Origin of the sequence: Rhizobium rhizoryzae, from assembly GCF_011046895.1 — a bacterium.
GTDB lineage: Bacteria > Pseudomonadota > Alphaproteobacteria > Rhizobiales > Rhizobiaceae > Neorhizobium > Neorhizobium rhizoryzae.
Genome location: NZ_CP049249.1, coordinates 883,269 through 897,500, shown reverse-complemented (window position 1 = coordinate 897,500; position 14,232 = coordinate 883,269). Strand labels below are relative to the sequence as shown.

Annotated in this window: 8 protein-coding genes, 1 tRNA gene, 2 rRNA genes and 3 pseudogenes (1 of these 14 cut by a window edge); 8 read left to right on the top strand and 6 right to left on the bottom strand. The window is 55.8% G+C overall.

Annotation, left to right across the window (positions count from 1 at the left end; genetic code table 11):
- The 4 genes and pseudogenes from G6N80_RS04920 to G6N80_RS04905 all read left to right on the top strand — a co-directional run.
- Positions 1-2,279: ribosomal RNA gene (locus G6N80_RS04920) — 23S ribosomal RNA — on the top strand (it extends 525 nt beyond the left edge of the window).
- A 253-nt stretch (positions 2,280-2,532) separates the two neighbouring features.
- Positions 2,533-2,647, top strand: a 5S ribosomal RNA gene (rrf, locus tag G6N80_RS04915).
- A gap of 262 nt (positions 2,648-2,909) precedes the next feature.
- A tRNA-Met gene (locus G6N80_RS04910) sits at positions 2,910-2,986 on the top strand.
- A 369-nt stretch (positions 2,987-3,355) separates the two neighbouring features.
- A pseudogene (locus G6N80_RS04905) lies at positions 3,356-3,613 on the top strand (transposase); the annotation flags it as partial.
- A gap of 257 nt (positions 3,614-3,870) precedes the next feature.
- Here the strand turns inward: G6N80_RS04905 and G6N80_RS04900 are convergent.
- A complete protein-coding gene (locus G6N80_RS04900; protein WP_210300926.1) occupies positions 3,871-4,914 on the bottom strand; it encodes an IS110 family RNA-guided transposase in 1,044 nt (347 codons plus the stop codon).
- 66 nt (positions 4,915-4,980) lie between these two features.
- Here G6N80_RS04900 and G6N80_RS04895 point away from each other — a divergent pair.
- Positions 4,981-5,822, top strand: a pseudogene (locus tag G6N80_RS04895) (IS3 family transposase); the annotation flags it as partial.
- 591 nt (positions 5,823-6,413) lie between these two features.
- Here the strand turns inward: G6N80_RS04895 and G6N80_RS04890 are convergent.
- Entirely contained in the window at positions 6,414-7,490 is a 1,077-nt protein-coding gene (locus G6N80_RS04890) for a catalase family protein (RefSeq protein WP_165131723.1), read from the bottom strand.
- 453 nt (positions 7,491-7,943) lie between these two features.
- Positions 7,944-8,345, bottom strand: coding sequence for a 2'-5' RNA ligase family protein (locus G6N80_RS04885; RefSeq protein WP_343048702.1), 402 nt, complete (start codon positions 8,343-8,345; stop codon positions 7,944-7,946).
- On the opposite strand from G6N80_RS04885, the gene G6N80_RS23465 reads away from it, so the two are divergent.
- A complete protein-coding gene (locus G6N80_RS23465; RefSeq protein WP_343048701.1) occupies positions 8,232-8,969 on the top strand; it encodes a PAS domain-containing protein in 738 nt (245 codons plus the stop codon). The two genes, G6N80_RS04885 and G6N80_RS23465, sit on opposite strands and share 114 nt — an antisense overlap.
- Before the next feature lie 213 nt (positions 8,970-9,182).
- Here G6N80_RS23465 and G6N80_RS04875 read toward each other — a convergent pair whose 3' ends face one another.
- The 3 genes and pseudogenes from G6N80_RS04875 to G6N80_RS04865 form a co-directional block, all read right to left on the bottom strand.
- Positions 9,183-9,746: an SDR family oxidoreductase gene (locus G6N80_RS04875; protein WP_165131719.1), complete on the bottom strand. Its 564-nt coding sequence runs from the start codon at positions 9,744-9,746 to the stop codon at positions 9,183-9,185.
- 330 nt (positions 9,747-10,076) lie between these two features.
- A pseudogene (locus tag G6N80_RS04870) lies at positions 10,077-10,517 on the bottom strand (SRPBCC domain-containing protein); the annotation flags it as partial.
- A 20-nt stretch (positions 10,518-10,537) separates the two neighbouring features.
- Complete coding sequence (locus G6N80_RS04865) at positions 10,538-10,879, bottom strand: ArsR/SmtB family transcription factor (RefSeq protein WP_165131717.1); 342 nt, start codon at positions 10,877-10,879, stop codon at positions 10,538-10,540.
- A gap of 1,467 nt (positions 10,880-12,346) precedes the next feature.
- Between G6N80_RS04865 and G6N80_RS04860 the strand changes: the two genes are divergently transcribed.
- Together G6N80_RS04860 and G6N80_RS04855 are read left to right on the top strand one after the other, a co-directional pair.
- Positions 12,347-13,381 carry an ABC transporter substrate-binding protein gene (locus G6N80_RS04860; protein WP_165131714.1) on the top strand — a complete coding sequence of 345 codons (1,035 nt, stop codon included), beginning with the start codon at positions 12,347-12,349 and terminating at the stop codon, positions 13,379-13,381.
- 5 nt (positions 13,382-13,386) lie between these two features.
- The gene (locus tag G6N80_RS04855) at positions 13,387-14,196 is read left to right on the top strand and encodes an ABC transporter ATP-binding protein (RefSeq protein ID WP_165131712.1); all 810 of its coding nucleotides are present in this window, start codon (positions 13,387-13,389) and stop codon (positions 14,194-14,196) included.
- Positions 14,197-14,232 lie beyond the last annotated feature (36 nt).

Below are 14,232 nucleotides of genomic sequence, written 5' to 3'. Positions count from 1 at the left end.
CCCCGACAAGGGGAGTGAAATAGAACCTGAAACCGGATGCCTACAAGCAGTCGGAGGCGGAAACGCTGACGGCGTACCTTTTGTATAATGGGTCAACGACTTAGTGTAACTAGCAAGCTTAAGCCGGTAGGTGTAGGCGCAGCGAAAGCGAGTCTGAATAGGGCGATTTTAGTTAGTTGCATTAGACCCGAAACCGAGTGATCTAGCCATGAGCAGGTTGAAGGTTGGGTAACACCAACTGGAGGACCGAACCCGCATCTGTTGCAATAGATTGGGATGACTTGTGGCTAGGGGTGAAAGGCCAATCAAACTCGGAGATAGCTGGTTCTCCGCGAAATCTATTTAGGTAGAGCGTCGACCGAATACCCTCGGGGGTAGAGCACTGGATGGGCTATGGGGACTCACCGTCTTACTGATCCTAACCAAACTCCGAATACCGAGGAGTACTAGTCGGCAGACACACGGCGGGTGCTAACGTCCGTCGTGAAGAGGGCAACAACCCTGACCTCCAGCTAAGGTCCCCAAGTCATGGCTAAGTGGGAAAGGATGTGAGGATCCCAAAACAACCAGGATGTTGGCTTAGAAGCAGCCATCATTTAAAGAAAGCGTAACAGCTCACTGGTCTAAATAAGGGTCTTTGCGCCGAAAATGTAACGGGGCTAAAGCCATGCACCGAAGCTGAGGATACATCGTAAGATGTGTGGTAGCGGAGCGTTCCGTAAGCCAGTGAAGGAGGACCCGTGAGGGCCTCTGGAGGTATCGGAAGTGCGAATGTTGACATGAGTAACGATAAAGGGGGTGAGAGACCCCCTCGCCGAAAGACCAAGGGTTCCTGCTTAAAGTTAATCTGAGCAGGGTTAGCCGGCCCCTAAGACGAGGCGGACACGCGTAGTCGATGGGAACCACGTTAATATTCGTGGGCCTGGTGGTAGTGACGGATTGCGTAACTTGTTCATTCTTATTGGATTGGATGGGCAGGGAAGCGGTTCCAGGAAATAGCTCCATCATTATAGACCGTACCCGAAACCGACACAGGTGGTCAGGTAGAGTATACCAAGGCGCTTGAGAGAACTATGTTGAAGGAACTCGGCAAATTGCACGCGTAACTTCGGAAGAAGCGTGACCCCATTATACGCAAGTGTATTGGGGTGGCACAGACCAGGGGGTAGCGACTGTTTATCAAAAACACAGGGCTCTGCGAAGTCGATAAGACGACGTATAGGGTCTGACGCCTGCCCGGTGCTGGAAGGTTAAGAGGAGAGGTGCAAGCTTTGAATCGAAGCCCCAGTAAACGGCGGCCGTAACTATAACGGTCCTAAGGTAGCGAAATTCCTTGTCGGGTAAGTTCCGACCTGCACGAATGGCGTAACGACTTCCCCGCTGTCTCCAACATAGACTCAGTGAAATTGAATTCCCCGTGAAGATGCGGGGTTCCTGCGGTCAGACGGAAAGACCCCGTGCACCTTTACTATAGCTTTACACTGGCATTCGTGTCGGCATGTGTAGGATAGGTGGTAGGCTTTGAAGCGGGGACGCCAGTTCTCGTGGAGCCATCCTTGAAATACCACCCTTATCGTCATGGATGTCTAACCGCGGTCCGTTATCCGGATCCGGGACAGTGTATGGTGGGTAGTTTGACTGGGGCGGTCGCCTCCGAAAGAGTAACGGAGGCGCGCGATGGTGGGCTCAGACCGGTCGGAAATCGGTCGTCGAGTGCAATGGCATAAGCCCGCCTGACTGCGAGACTGACAAGTCGAGCAGAGACGAAAGTCGGTCATAGTGATCCGGTGGTCCCGCGTGGAAGGGCCATCGCTCAACGGATAAAAGGTACGCCGGGGATAACAGGCTGATGACCCCCAAGAGTCCATATCGACGGGGTTGTTTGGCACCTCGATGTCGGCTCATCGCATCCTGGGGCTGGAGCAGGTCCCAAGGGTTTGGCTGTTCGCCAATTAAAGCGGTACGTGAGCTGGGTTCAGAACGTCGTGAGACAGTTCGGTCCCTATCTGCCGTGGGTGTAGGAATATTGACAGGATCTGTCCCTAGTACGAGAGGACCGGGATGGACATATCTCTGGTGGACCTGTTGTCGTGCCAACGGCATAGCAGGGTAGCTATATATGGAAGGGATAACCGCTGAAGGCATCTAAGCGGGAAACCCACCTGAAAACGAGTATTCCCTATCAGGGCCGTGGAAGACGACCACGTTGATAGGAGGCGTGTGGACGTGCGGTAACGCATGAAGCTTAGCCTTACTAATAGCCCGATTGGCTTGATCGTTCTCATTGAAAATGCTCATCCGTGCTGCCCTGCAGCACAGATGATGCCATCTGTTTTGTCCTCACGCTGTCGCAAGCAAAGCTTGCTGCGGCTTAAGGACGGCGCGCCAAACGATTGGCGACGGCCGCTGGCCTGTAGGGGTGGCACACTCAAACAGGTCAAAGACAAAAAGAGACAAAACAAATAACGTGTTCAAATCAAAAACGAAGGCTCATACCTTCACCAGCTTCTCAATCACATTGCCCTTAGCCGACCTGGTGGTTATGGCGGGGCGGCCGCACCCGTTCCCATTCCGAACACGGCCGTGAAACGCCCCAGCGCCAATGGTACTTCGTCTTAAGACGCGGGAGAGTAGGTCGCTGCCAGGTCTGCTAAAGGCAATCAAAATCTTCTCAACACAAACTTCGGCCCAAGCCGACAGACAAGGGCCGCTGACAACGCGGCCTTTTTGCTGCAAAATAATCTAGAAGCGTCATACCAAAAATGCGACGCACAGGCCAAGAGCAGCCCTGTCCACCAAAGGACACCAAAAGTGGCCAAAGGCAGGACAAAACAATAAACAACCGGGCATGCGCCACGGACACAGAAACAACATAGTCTGGCAAATAACCAGACAATGCTCAAACATAACGCGGGGTGGAGCAGCCCGGTAGCTCGTCAGGCTCATAACCTGAAGGCCGCAGGTTCAAATCCTGCCCCCGCAACCAACAATCCCTGTGATACCAGAGAGCCCCCATTGTGGGGCTTTTTGCGTTTCCAAACCAACGCTACACAAAGACGATCCCAAACACCCGCATCAACACGGGGATCGCAAAACTGAGCAGTCCGCATGGATGCGTTCGACATACTGTCCGTCAGTCGTGAGACGACATCTCGAGGCAATCGACGTCGGCCCAAGGGGCGCACGAAACGCCACAAAACCCCATACGACACGATAAGGGCTCCGTTTGCTCGCTCTTGCAAAAGTTGAAAACTCCCATCTGACAGCGCGGCTGCTGCTCTGATCCCCAAAAACTGGACCGTTCATAATTGGAGTTTTCCGCTGTAATTTCCCGGCTGGGAAAAGGAGCGGAAGCATGAAGGCATCGAAGTTCTCGGACGCCCAGAAGGCGTTCATTTTGAAGCAGGGCGACGACGGCGTGCCGGTGGCAGAGATTTGCCGGAAGGCGGGGATCAGCCAGGCGACCTATTTCAATTGGCGCAAGAAGTATGGGGGTCTGCTGCCCGATGAGATGCGCCGATTGAAGGCTCTGGAAGATGAGAACTCCAGGCTCAAGAAGATCGTTGCCGATCTGACGCTGGACCGCGAGATGCTGCAGGACGTGATCCGCCGAAATGTATGGTCCGCCCTGTCATTGCAAGGATCTTTAGCTGCTGACGAATGCAGTTTGCGTAAATGTATCCGGCCTCTCGCGAGTGGACTGCGGTTGCAGTCAGGCCCTGATGAGATCCGCACATCCTGTTTCCAAATAGCTTCTTCGGGCACGAAGCCCTCTTTCAGCCAGGACTTACAGAATGCCGATCAACTGTCTCGTCATCACCTTCGAACCTCGCAATCTGTCTGGCCTTCAGGAGCCAGAATGGCGATGGGCTATGCAGCTGGCTGGCGCATGTAAGTGGCGCCGGGCTTCGTGAGTATCACCCAAACGATACGCGCCAGCTTAGCAGCCAAAGCCACGGTCACCTTGTTCACGTGCATTCTGAGTCGCAATTCATCGATCCAATGGCCAAGCCGATCCTTGTCTCGGTTGAGGTGCATCAAACAGGAGCGGGCACCATGGATGAGCAATCGTCGAATATAATTGTTGCCCCGCTTGCTGATGCCGAGGAGCGTTTGCTTTCCGCCGGTCGAGTACTGACGAGGGACCAGGCCTAACCAGGCTGCAACGTCTCGCGCCTTGGCAAACCGTGAGGGATTGCCGACGGCTGACAGAATAGCTGTAGCTCCAAGTGGGCCGATGCCTGGAATTGTCATGAGGCGCCTCGCGCGCTCGTCGCTGTCTGCAATCTTCTCAATGTCGTCCGATACTTGCCGGATACGTGCCTCCAGCCTGCGGAGATCGTCATGTAGATCGCGAAGAACAGAACGGGCCATTGGCGTCAGATCATTGTCCAGATCTTCAATAACTCGGCAAATATCGAGTTTGAATACGCCAGCCCCTTGTCGCATCGCGACACCATGCTCAAGGCAGTAGGCACGCATCTGACAGATGAGGTTTGTCCGGGCTGACACCAACCGACTCCGAACGCGGTGCATCATCTGCAAATCAACTTGGTCCGGCTGTTTAATACCCACAAACCGCATTGTCGGCCTCGTTGCTGCTTCGGCGATAGCTGCGGCATCAATGGTGTCGTTCTTGTTCGACTTCACATAAGGCTTCACAAACTGCGCGGGAATAATCCGGACTTCGTGTCCCATTGTCTGCAGCTTGCGCGCCAGCCACTGAGACCCGGGACAGGCTTCCATTCCCACGAGCGTACGCGCCGCACGCTCGAAGAATTGCAGCAATGTCTCTCGTCGGAACTTAACTCGCTGAACAATCGCACCTGAACCATCCAGGCCGACGACGTGGAACACGTTCTTCCCAATATCTACTCCAAAAACAGTGCAGTCACGCGGTTGATTGCGATCCATCACTGAGGCCCTCCTTTTTGCCTGCTTCCATTATGCTCTCGGGAGACAGGGCGGACCATCCCATTAGCTCTGAGGCCTGTCCGGAAGCGCAAGCTGATCGACGGGATGCTGGTGGACTGGGCATATCGATTCGACGGGCCTGCAAGGTCCTGAAGTTCGATACATCGACCTACCACTACAAATCCCGCCGCACCGGACAGGCCCCACTCGAACGACGCATCAAGGAGATTTGCGAGACACGTGTGCGGTATGGCTACCGCCGCGTCCATGTGCATTTGCGCCGCGACGGCTGGAAGATCAATATGAAGAAGACACGCAGAATTTACAGCGAGTTAGGGCTTCAGCTGCGCAACAAGCATCCCAAGCGGCGTGTGAAGGCAAAGCTCCGAGATGATCGTCAGGAAGCTGTCGGGCCGAACGATGTCTGGGCGATGGACTTCGTTCATGACCAGCTCGCAACCGGCAAGAAGCTGCGTATCCTGACCGTGGTCGACACGCACTCGCGCTACTGCCCGGCCGCCGACGCTCGCTTCACCTATCGCGGCGAGGATGTCGTCCAGACCCTCGAAGGCATCTGCCGAAAGACCGGCTATCCGAAGACGATCAGGGTGGATAATGGCAGCGAGTTCATCTCCCGTGATCTTGACCTCTGGGCCTATGCCAACAACGTCACCCTGGACTTCTCACGCCCGGGCAAACCGACTGATAACGGCTTCATCGAGGCCTTCAACAGCAAGCTGCGATCGGAATGCCTGAATGCTCATTGGTTCCTGACCCTTGCAGATTCCCGCGAAAAGTTGGAGACTTGGCGTCGATATTACAACGAGGAACGTCCTCACTCGGCGATCGGTTATAACGTCCCGATCGCACTGCATAATCCCGGTGGCGCTACCAGCCAGCCATCGTGATCAGAGCCGGAAACTCTAATTCCCGGCGGTCCAAGGTTTGGTCCCAGAGCAGAAAACCCAAGACTCTCCCAAAAAATGGAGGGAAGTCGGGTCTCAGGTCACGATGATGTGGCGTTTTACAACGGGGTGACAAGAGCACCGCGTGGCTTCTTCATGGTCAGACAGTTGCAATGTTGTGGCGCAACAGCTGCGTCAGCCGGCCGGTTTGTTCGGAGTCGTAGTCTTCCCACTCGTGAAGCGCCATCACAGTAATTTCGCGTCAGAAAGCCGGTGTGCAGCGGGCGCTTGTCAGATGTGAAATCGTTGCTTTCGCACAAATCTCGCAAAACTCAAATTGGCGGTGGTTTACCGATTTGAGCCGGGCGCTGGAAACTCGCATGACACCACCCGGCTTCTTCTGTCGGGCCACTTGCTCAAGAACTATTCGGGAGGGTCCCTTGGCGCCGATAACACGTGCGATCGATTTTAATAATCCTGCCGGCAGAATGTCTTCGGGCGCTGGTTCTGAACGGTTTCAGTCACGGATGCTTCCCGATCAAAAAACGGCGAGGTCGCTCCGTCAACTGGAACGCCTCGCGAGATAATATGGGATCAGCGGGATGGTTCGTGGAACGGGCAGCCATTGAACCGGGCACGGAATTCTGCCGAATGTCGGTAGGTATCTTTACGTGCCCGATTAATGTTGCCGAGGGGCTGGTGGGCCTCTAGGCCTGTCCATACGCTGAACCGCATCTCTTCGTCGACCTTCTGGACGTTCGCATCGCTCCAGCTATCCTGTGGCATCGCAGTGACCGTCGCAACTGTGACGAAAGGAGCGTCTTCCTCTTTCCACTCTACCGTCGGATCCTCGATAGGCTGTTGCTCCAAATTACGACAAAGCTGGACCTGGAATTCCCATACTCCGTGGGTTTCCTGCATTTCTGCCTGAACAGTCTCGCGAATGGCATTTTCTTGGACGCTTGCGTCGATCAGGGTATCCGTCCGTTTAGTCAGGTCAGGCGAGATCGGCTTCAATTTGAACTTGGCAACATAGTCGCCGTAGCGGAACGGTGTAACGCTAAAATAAGTCTCGCCGAGTGGATCGGAGTTCGGCGCGCCGCCAAGCGATTGAATGGTCGGGCTCGCGACACCGACAGCCTCAAGGCCCTTGTTCACCGTCTGAAGCACGCTTGACATCACAGTCTTGGTGCCTTCCATCCGGTTTGTCGTTTTGGCGAGGAGCTTCAGACCTGACAGGAATTTCTTCGCGTTTGGTGCCTGGAATACGGGTCCATTGACCATGATGAAGTCTTGGGTGGAACCTTCGGCATCGGGAAGGCGCGGCCCTTCAGCATCCAGCACTTTCATGGCCAAACCTCGCGGCAGAGAGACGGCATCGGGGAGAATGTCGCCCGCATTCGTCGATAGGCGCAAGAAAACCTTATGAACTCCGGGCGTCGCGAACATACCCTGGGCCAATTCAGGCGGCAGGCCGTCTGCGATCGTCATTTCCGCTTCGATGATGCCATGTGATTTTGCATGCACAGACCGCACGGCATGACCATAGTCTTCTGCGGTCTTTTGCATGATGACATCGAATTGTTGATTGAGGCCAGCAATTGTCTCTTGCTCATCGTCGTTGATGGTCTCGAGATCAGATGAAAAGTGGATGGGTGGCGATATCGACATGAGGCGCTTCCTGTAAAAAGGCAAAACGCGACGCGTGGATTTAAGGTTCCGCCTTTTCCCCAAGCCTCGGCACTTTGAAAGGGCCTCTTAGGGTTGGGCAAGACTCTCTGCCCAATCGGTTGCACCGCAATGTTTGCCTCTGCGGGACCTTGAGAAACGAACGCTTGCTCCATTCGGTGTCGACGATCCAACACGCTTCTCGATTACCGGCAGCAGGCCAATTCCGACTACCTTCATTCTTATCGAAGCGATGCACCTCCTCCCGCAAAGCTTCGGTTTCAGACGGCCCACTCCTCCTGCCAAGGATCGTCTGTCGGAACACCGGCACTCCTCCTCCCGCGGCAGGCTTTTTCGTTTTGGGGTTAAGTTGCCAACGCTGAGGTCAATGCCCATCACTGCTGGGATGAAGGCGTAGCTTCCGAGCAGTTCGAGTTGGCGCCGTGACGATTCGTATCAGCGAACTTGGCCAAATATGGCTAAGCTTTCGTGCTGCCACGGACCGCCGAGATACCGCCAAAGATCAAGGCCGATAATCTCGATCGTATGCGGCTGAAACTCTCTCGTTAGCGCTGCATGAAGGGAATCCGCTGCCAGTTTCGAGACCTTGTTCTGGATTGTGATGTGGGGCTGCCATTTTTGCATGTCCTGCCCACCCAGCCATGGCATGAAGGCTCGCCTCAGTATGGCGTGGATGGCCTGAAGCTCTGGACTGACAATCGAAAACGCGACACCCGCACCGAGATGACGAAGGCCACTGACGACAGCCGTGATTGGAGCATGCCCTGCCGCAACATCTATCAGATGCTGGACAACCTGTTCCTTGTATTCGCCGGGAATACGGTGAAACATTGTCAGGTGGGCGCGAAGAAAGTTTCGGTCTCGCGGAAAGTTCGCCTGACGAAGACGGTCAAACGGCTCAAGGTCGCTGCCGCAAATGTGTGCTGTCAGGATCAGCGGCTTAAGCGTTTTCAAAGTACCAGACCGTCCTTGCGCGTGTCAGAAATTGAGATCGAGCTGCGGTTGTTCCGCAGCAGCCGCACCGACCGTTTGAATGAATATTCGGTTGCAAGCTGCGTCAATGCGATATCGATAATCTTCGCAACATCTGCCACGGGTTGCGCTATTGCCCAAGATTTGGCCGCTGCAACAAAACTGTCCCATAGCGCCGACGCCCGAAGCCCGGGCGTTGCCATCGTCTTTGTCAATGAGGCATTCCTGAAGCTAACAGGCTATGATCGCTTAGAGGTCATAGGCAGAAATTGCCGCTTCTTGCAGGGGCCGGCAACGAATGGCGACGACATCGCCCAGATACGCCTTGCTCTTGCTTCCGCGTCACCATTGAAATTGATCTCCTCAACTACAAAAAGGATGGCACCCCCCTTTTGGAACCGCCTGTTCATCAAGCCCGTATTCCATAACGCCAGATCCCACATTTTGCTCGACAGCCCGTTAAGTTTACGATGCCTTGCAACCACTTGACGCCAGTGACCACTTTGCATGCCGATTGGCGGCCGCTTTTGTCGGCTAGTGACGGTCAATGCGCTCGGTGTTACGCCGACGGGCTTTCAGACAGGTGGCTTAAACTCAGAAATCGTTGAGAATGCAGTGCAGGCAGGTGGCCAAACGAGTGCTTTCGAAGAAAGAACCCGCTCGGCTGGCCGAGCGGATTAGACGTCAGGAAGGCGGATGCCGTCACCAGGCGGTGAAGCCGCCGTCAAGAACCAGGTTGGCGCCGGTCATGTAAGTGGAGGCGTCGGAGCCGAGAAAATGCACGATCGGGCCAAACTCTTCGATCTCTGCCTGGCGGCCCATGGGGACCCGCTCAAGGAATGCATCGATGAACTCCTTGTCGAAAGAGCCGGTTCTGACGCCGCCGAAGGTTACGAGATTGACTCGTACGCCCTTCTTCGCCCAATAGGTGGCGAGATAGCGAGTCATGTTCACCAGGCCGGATTTCGAGGCGGCGTAGGAGATCGCCTTGATGAACGGCTTTCCGTCGCGGGCTTCGCGATAGGCATAGAGCGCTTGGTTAGGCGACACAAGACCATACATTGAGCCGACCATGATGATGGAGCCGCGACCGGGCTCGGCCATTTTGCTGCCGATCACCTGGGTGGTCAGCATCACGCCCGTGAGGTTGGTGTCGATCACTTCGTCCCAGTATTTTTGCGGATAGTCCTCGAATGGGGCATTCTGGTCTGCATCGCCATTCGGCTTGCTGTCGATGCCGGCATTGTTGATGAGGATGTGCGGCACGCCCCATTCAGCGATCAGTTGGTCGGTTGCAACAGGAATACCCGTGTCTTCCTAGTTCGAGTTTATAATTGCCTGCATAAATCCTGCGTCACGCCCAGGCGGAGCACCAAAGAGGTGTTTGTACCAGCGACTGACATGTGAAGCGCCTTTGTAACGCAATTTATGCGAGACATTGCCTGCGTCCGCCTGGCGGGAAACCATGAGACGACGCGCGCCATGTGTGGACGGCTCCAGATTTGCAAGAGTTTTGTTCTGCACCTCGCTGGTCGGAGCGGCCATCTGTCCGGGCTTTGGATCCGGCACAGAAACAGGCCGCTGGCCATAATTGCTTCAGTGCGATGCCGCCAAACGTTCCAGTTTGGTCAGTGTTTGCTGCCCTAGTTCTTCCGCTCCGAAGCCCTTGGCCGTCTGGTATTCGGCAGCCGTGCTGAAGATCATCGTCAGCGTTACCTTGGTTGTGCCATCCTCTTCCTCCATCGCCACGATGGCGTCAGCATGCTTGGGTCCGTTCTCGCCCCAAAGCAGCGCATATCGTATTCGCTCCTCAGGCTGAACTTCGTGGTAAAGGTGGTGGTTCGGGAAAGCCGTTCCCTCCGGCGCTATCATGTCGAAGACCCATTCGCCGCCGCTGCGCAACTCGATCCTCCTTGTTCGGCAGGAAAAGCCTTCCGGCCCCCACCACAAAGGTAGCGTTTCCGGGTTCATCCACACGCTCCAAACAACGGATCGCGGCGCCCTGATGATCCGCTGCAGCACCATGGTCCGGTCGGCAGTACTCTCGATATCGTCCATCATTTCTCACACCCTTTCATTGTCTTCATCACAAAGGAGTCCAGCCCTTCCAGCCGAGCGTCCCAAAGCGCTTCTTGCTGCTTGAGCCATGTTCGGGTGGGATCAAATGCCTCAGGCACGATGGCGCAGGTCCGAACCCGTCCATCCTTCGCCGTGGTTATCAGCCCCGCTTCCTCCAGCACCGAGAGATGCCGCATCACAGTTGGCAGTTGCAGTCTCGTCGGTTCCGCGAGATCAGTCACGCTGACCGGCCCCTCGGCGAGCTTGGTCAACATTGATCGACGCGTCGGGTCCGCAAGCGCGTGGAACAAGAGCGAGAGAGTGGGATCATGCTTAGCCATAATGCAATGTTATCGTGATCGACGCCGCATGCGACAAAAACTTTGCTGACTAGCTAAGTGTTCGGAAAATCGACAGCGTTCAGGATTGCGGCGGCTTGTCAGGATGGCTAGGTATGAGCTTATAACGGGCCGACTATACTCGTCCCGATGACCCGTTTCCCGCATTCCAAATGCCACTATCATGATCTGCCTGATTTATCTGCCGGCTTGGATCCAGCGTAGAAGTGGGGCACTTCTGATCACGGAAGCAAGGTGGCGGTCCTGAAATCTGAGAAGCAGCCCCGCGCGCCGGGGGCTGTCGGTCCCGGGTCCCGGCGTTGCCGGTGCTATGCTGACCCTCCTGCGGCAACCCTTTTAGCCGGTCTTGCGGGAGGCGAACGGCTTTCGCGGTCTCCGCTTCATCTGGTATGCCCATTCCTGTTTCGAGCGTTCTTGCGCGCCAGACAACCGTCACTACACGATGAGTGCCAGCAGTGACGTCTTGCTGCCATCGCTTGATATGCGAACGCTCGCATGTTTTGTCGTTGCCGACAGATGACAGGGATAAGAAGCACCGAATAGCAGAGCAGTTCGACATGTTTTCGAAAGGGTGCCGGCTTGTCGGTGTTCGCCTGCCCATCCTCCCCACGTCTTGCCAATTCGGTTTGGGCGTCGAAGCGAAGGTCTGCGTTCCGGTCGCGAAGATAGTCCTGCAGCGCATCCATGCGGAGCCGATCCCAACTCTCGCCGCGATCCGGCCGGAACGGAACGCGCCGGAGAAGGCCGGGTTCAGTGCTCGACTGCAAAAACCGCTCGATCGATGCACTATTCGACAGCTCGCGCAGGTGATGCGCTGTGACGTAGGCATCTTGCCTGGCGCGATGCGCCGGCAGCCCGAGTTCGTGGACCAAGCCTTCGGGTCTGCGTTGATACCGTAGCATCTGGTTGGAAAACCGTGTCAGGTCTGGCCAGACGCACAGCTCGCATTGCCAGGTACAGATCCACGGTGCGCCTCCGCTGAGGCGCGGCGCTGGATGGCTGGAGCGACGTCTTTCCAAACGGGCGCTTAGGCGATTTACTCGTCGAGAAATGTGATGGATTGCCATCGTCTCGGCGGAGATTGGCCACCCCGGATTAACGAGGTGCGCGCCCCGTTACCGGGTCAAATTCGACCGGCCATCGTTAGTGAGGACCGCATCCTGCCAGCCGATACGGACGCAGATTTTCGAAATTGTAAGTGATTCTCTCTCTTGTTCCAACGATCGTAAATCGAAACCGAGCTGTAGGAGTTCCGCGTCGCCGCCAAAGCGGAAACCAACACAAGTTGATTGTCGACGGAATAGAGCCTCTTCGCCGGAGAAGCCGCGTTCCACATCATTTGCCGAAACGGCAACGGATTGCGCGCAAAATTATTCTTTATGCGAACGCATGCTTCGGCAATGATCCCTTTAATGAGAATCTCTTAAACAACAGAGAGAGGGGAACGACATGTCGGAATTCGCAGTCAGCAGAAGAGGTTTCATCCAATCCGCCATGGCGATCGGTGGCATTGCCGCAGCCCAGACGCTTCTTACCATAGAGCCTGCTTCGGCGGCCTCGCCCGCAAAAATTCGCATGCAACTCGGTTGGCTTGCGTCGAACGGTTTGCTTGGCGAAGTCGTTGCGATGAAGAAGGGGTACTACGCCGAGCAAGGTCTCCAGTTGGAGATTGTTCCCGGTGGCCCGAACGTTGATGGTGTTGCCGGGGTGGCATCGGGTCAGGCTTCAATTGGTCAGATTTCGTCCAGTCCATCGGTGATGCTCGCCAGAGGCGCGGGTGTGCCGATCAAGGCTATAGCGGCAGGATATCAAAAGCACCCTTATGCCTATTTCTCCCGCAAGAGTAAGCCGATCCGCACGGCGCAGGACATGATCGGCAAGACGGTCGCCATTCAGCCAACCGGCGCTATCCTGCTGCGTGCGCTTCTCGCGAAGAACAATGTGCCCGAAGACAAGGTCAAGATCGTCAACATGGGCGCAGATATGAACCAGTTGGTCACTGGCCAGGCAGACGCCGTTGTTGGCTGGATCACTAACACCAACGCTCTCAAAGTGCTGGGCGAGGATAGGGTAGACCTGATGCTCTGGGATACAGGGATCCAGCTTTACGCAAACGTATATTATACCACGGACAAGGAGTTGGCAGAGCATCCGAAGGAACTTGCCGGATGGATGGCAGCAACCGCCCGTGGATGGGGCTATGCCCGCGCCCACCAGGAAGAGGCCGTGAACCTTCTGGTCGAAGCCTTCCCCAATCTCGATAAGGCCAGCGAGATGGAGGCAATCGGTCCTTTGATGAAGTTCGCCTTCAATGAAACCACCAAGACGGGCGGCTGGGGAGCAATGACCAAGGAGAACTGGTCTGCCCAGATCAAGTCCTATGCGGATCTCGGACAGTTCAAGGAAAAAGTGCCAACAGTGGACGATGTCATGACCCTGTCTGTGCTCGAGGCGACAGCCGATATCCGCAAACAGGTGGGATAACGCTCATGGCTTTGGCTCAGCAAAAAATCGACATGCAAGCGCCGGATCCCGTTTCTTCGGCAGTGTCGGTGGATCATCTCGACGTCCGCTTCGGGAGCGGGCAATCGGAGTTCACGGCTCTGAAGGATGTCAGCCTGACAATCCCGAGGGGAGCGCTGGTGACGTTGATCGGACCGTCGGGTTGTGGAAAGTCCACGCTTTTGCGCTGCATCGCCGATCTCGTCCACATCAGCGAAGGGTCGATTTCCGTGCTGGGCCGCACGCCGCAGCAGGCACGCGAGGGACGCGATTTTGCCTTTGTGTTTCAGGAAGCAACGCTCCTTCCGTGGCGTACAGCAATTGAAAATGTCCGGCTGCCGCTCGAAGTTGGCAAGCGCGAGGATGCGTCAGGCTATGCCGATCCTGGGAAGCTTCTGGCACTCGTCGGACTAAAAGGTCGCGAGAACGCGCTGCCGCACGAACTCTCAGGGGGCCAGAGGCAACGCGTCGCCATCGCCCGCGCATTGGTCACACGCCCGCGCATCCTTTTGATGGACGAGCCGTTCGGAGCGCTGGATGAAATCACGCGCGACAAGCTGAACGAGGAACTGCTCCGGCTATGGAAGGAAACGGGCACCACCATCGTCTTCGTCACGCATTCGATCCCGGAAGCCGTGTTCCTTGGCGAATATGTGCTGATGCTGGCCGCCCATCCGGGCAGGGTAAAGGAATTCATGAAGGTGGAGCTGCCCTCCGAACGTGGCCTTGCGATGCGTGACACAGTCGAATTCATCCGCATCACTGCGCATCTTCGTCGTCTTCTGGAGGAATGCTGATGGCCGACTCTATCCATTCCATTGCACCCGCAAATG

Excerpts from the sequence above, each read along its gene's own strand:
- G6N80_RS04860 (WP_165131714.1), top strand. The coding sequence starts at position 12,347 with ATGTCGGAATTCGCAGTCAGCAGAAGAGGTTTCATCCAATCCGCCATG.
- G6N80_RS04890 (WP_165131723.1), bottom strand. The coding sequence starts at position 7,490 with ATGTCGATATCGCCACCCATCCACTTTTCATCTGATCTCGAGACCATC.
- G6N80_RS23465 (WP_343048701.1), top strand. The coding sequence starts at position 8,232 with ATGACGAAGGCCACTGACGACAGCCGTGATTGGAGCATGCCCTGCCGC.
- G6N80_RS04865 (WP_165131717.1), bottom strand. The coding sequence starts at position 10,879 with ATGGCTAAGCATGATCCCACTCTCTCGCTCTTGTTCCACGCGCTTGCG.
- G6N80_RS04855 (WP_165131712.1), top strand. The coding sequence starts at position 13,387 with ATGGCTTTGGCTCAGCAAAAAATCGACATGCAAGCGCCGGATCCCGTT.
- G6N80_RS04900 (WP_210300926.1), bottom strand. The coding sequence starts at position 4,914 with ATGGATCGCAATCAACCGCGTGACTGCACTGTTTTTGGAGTAGATATT.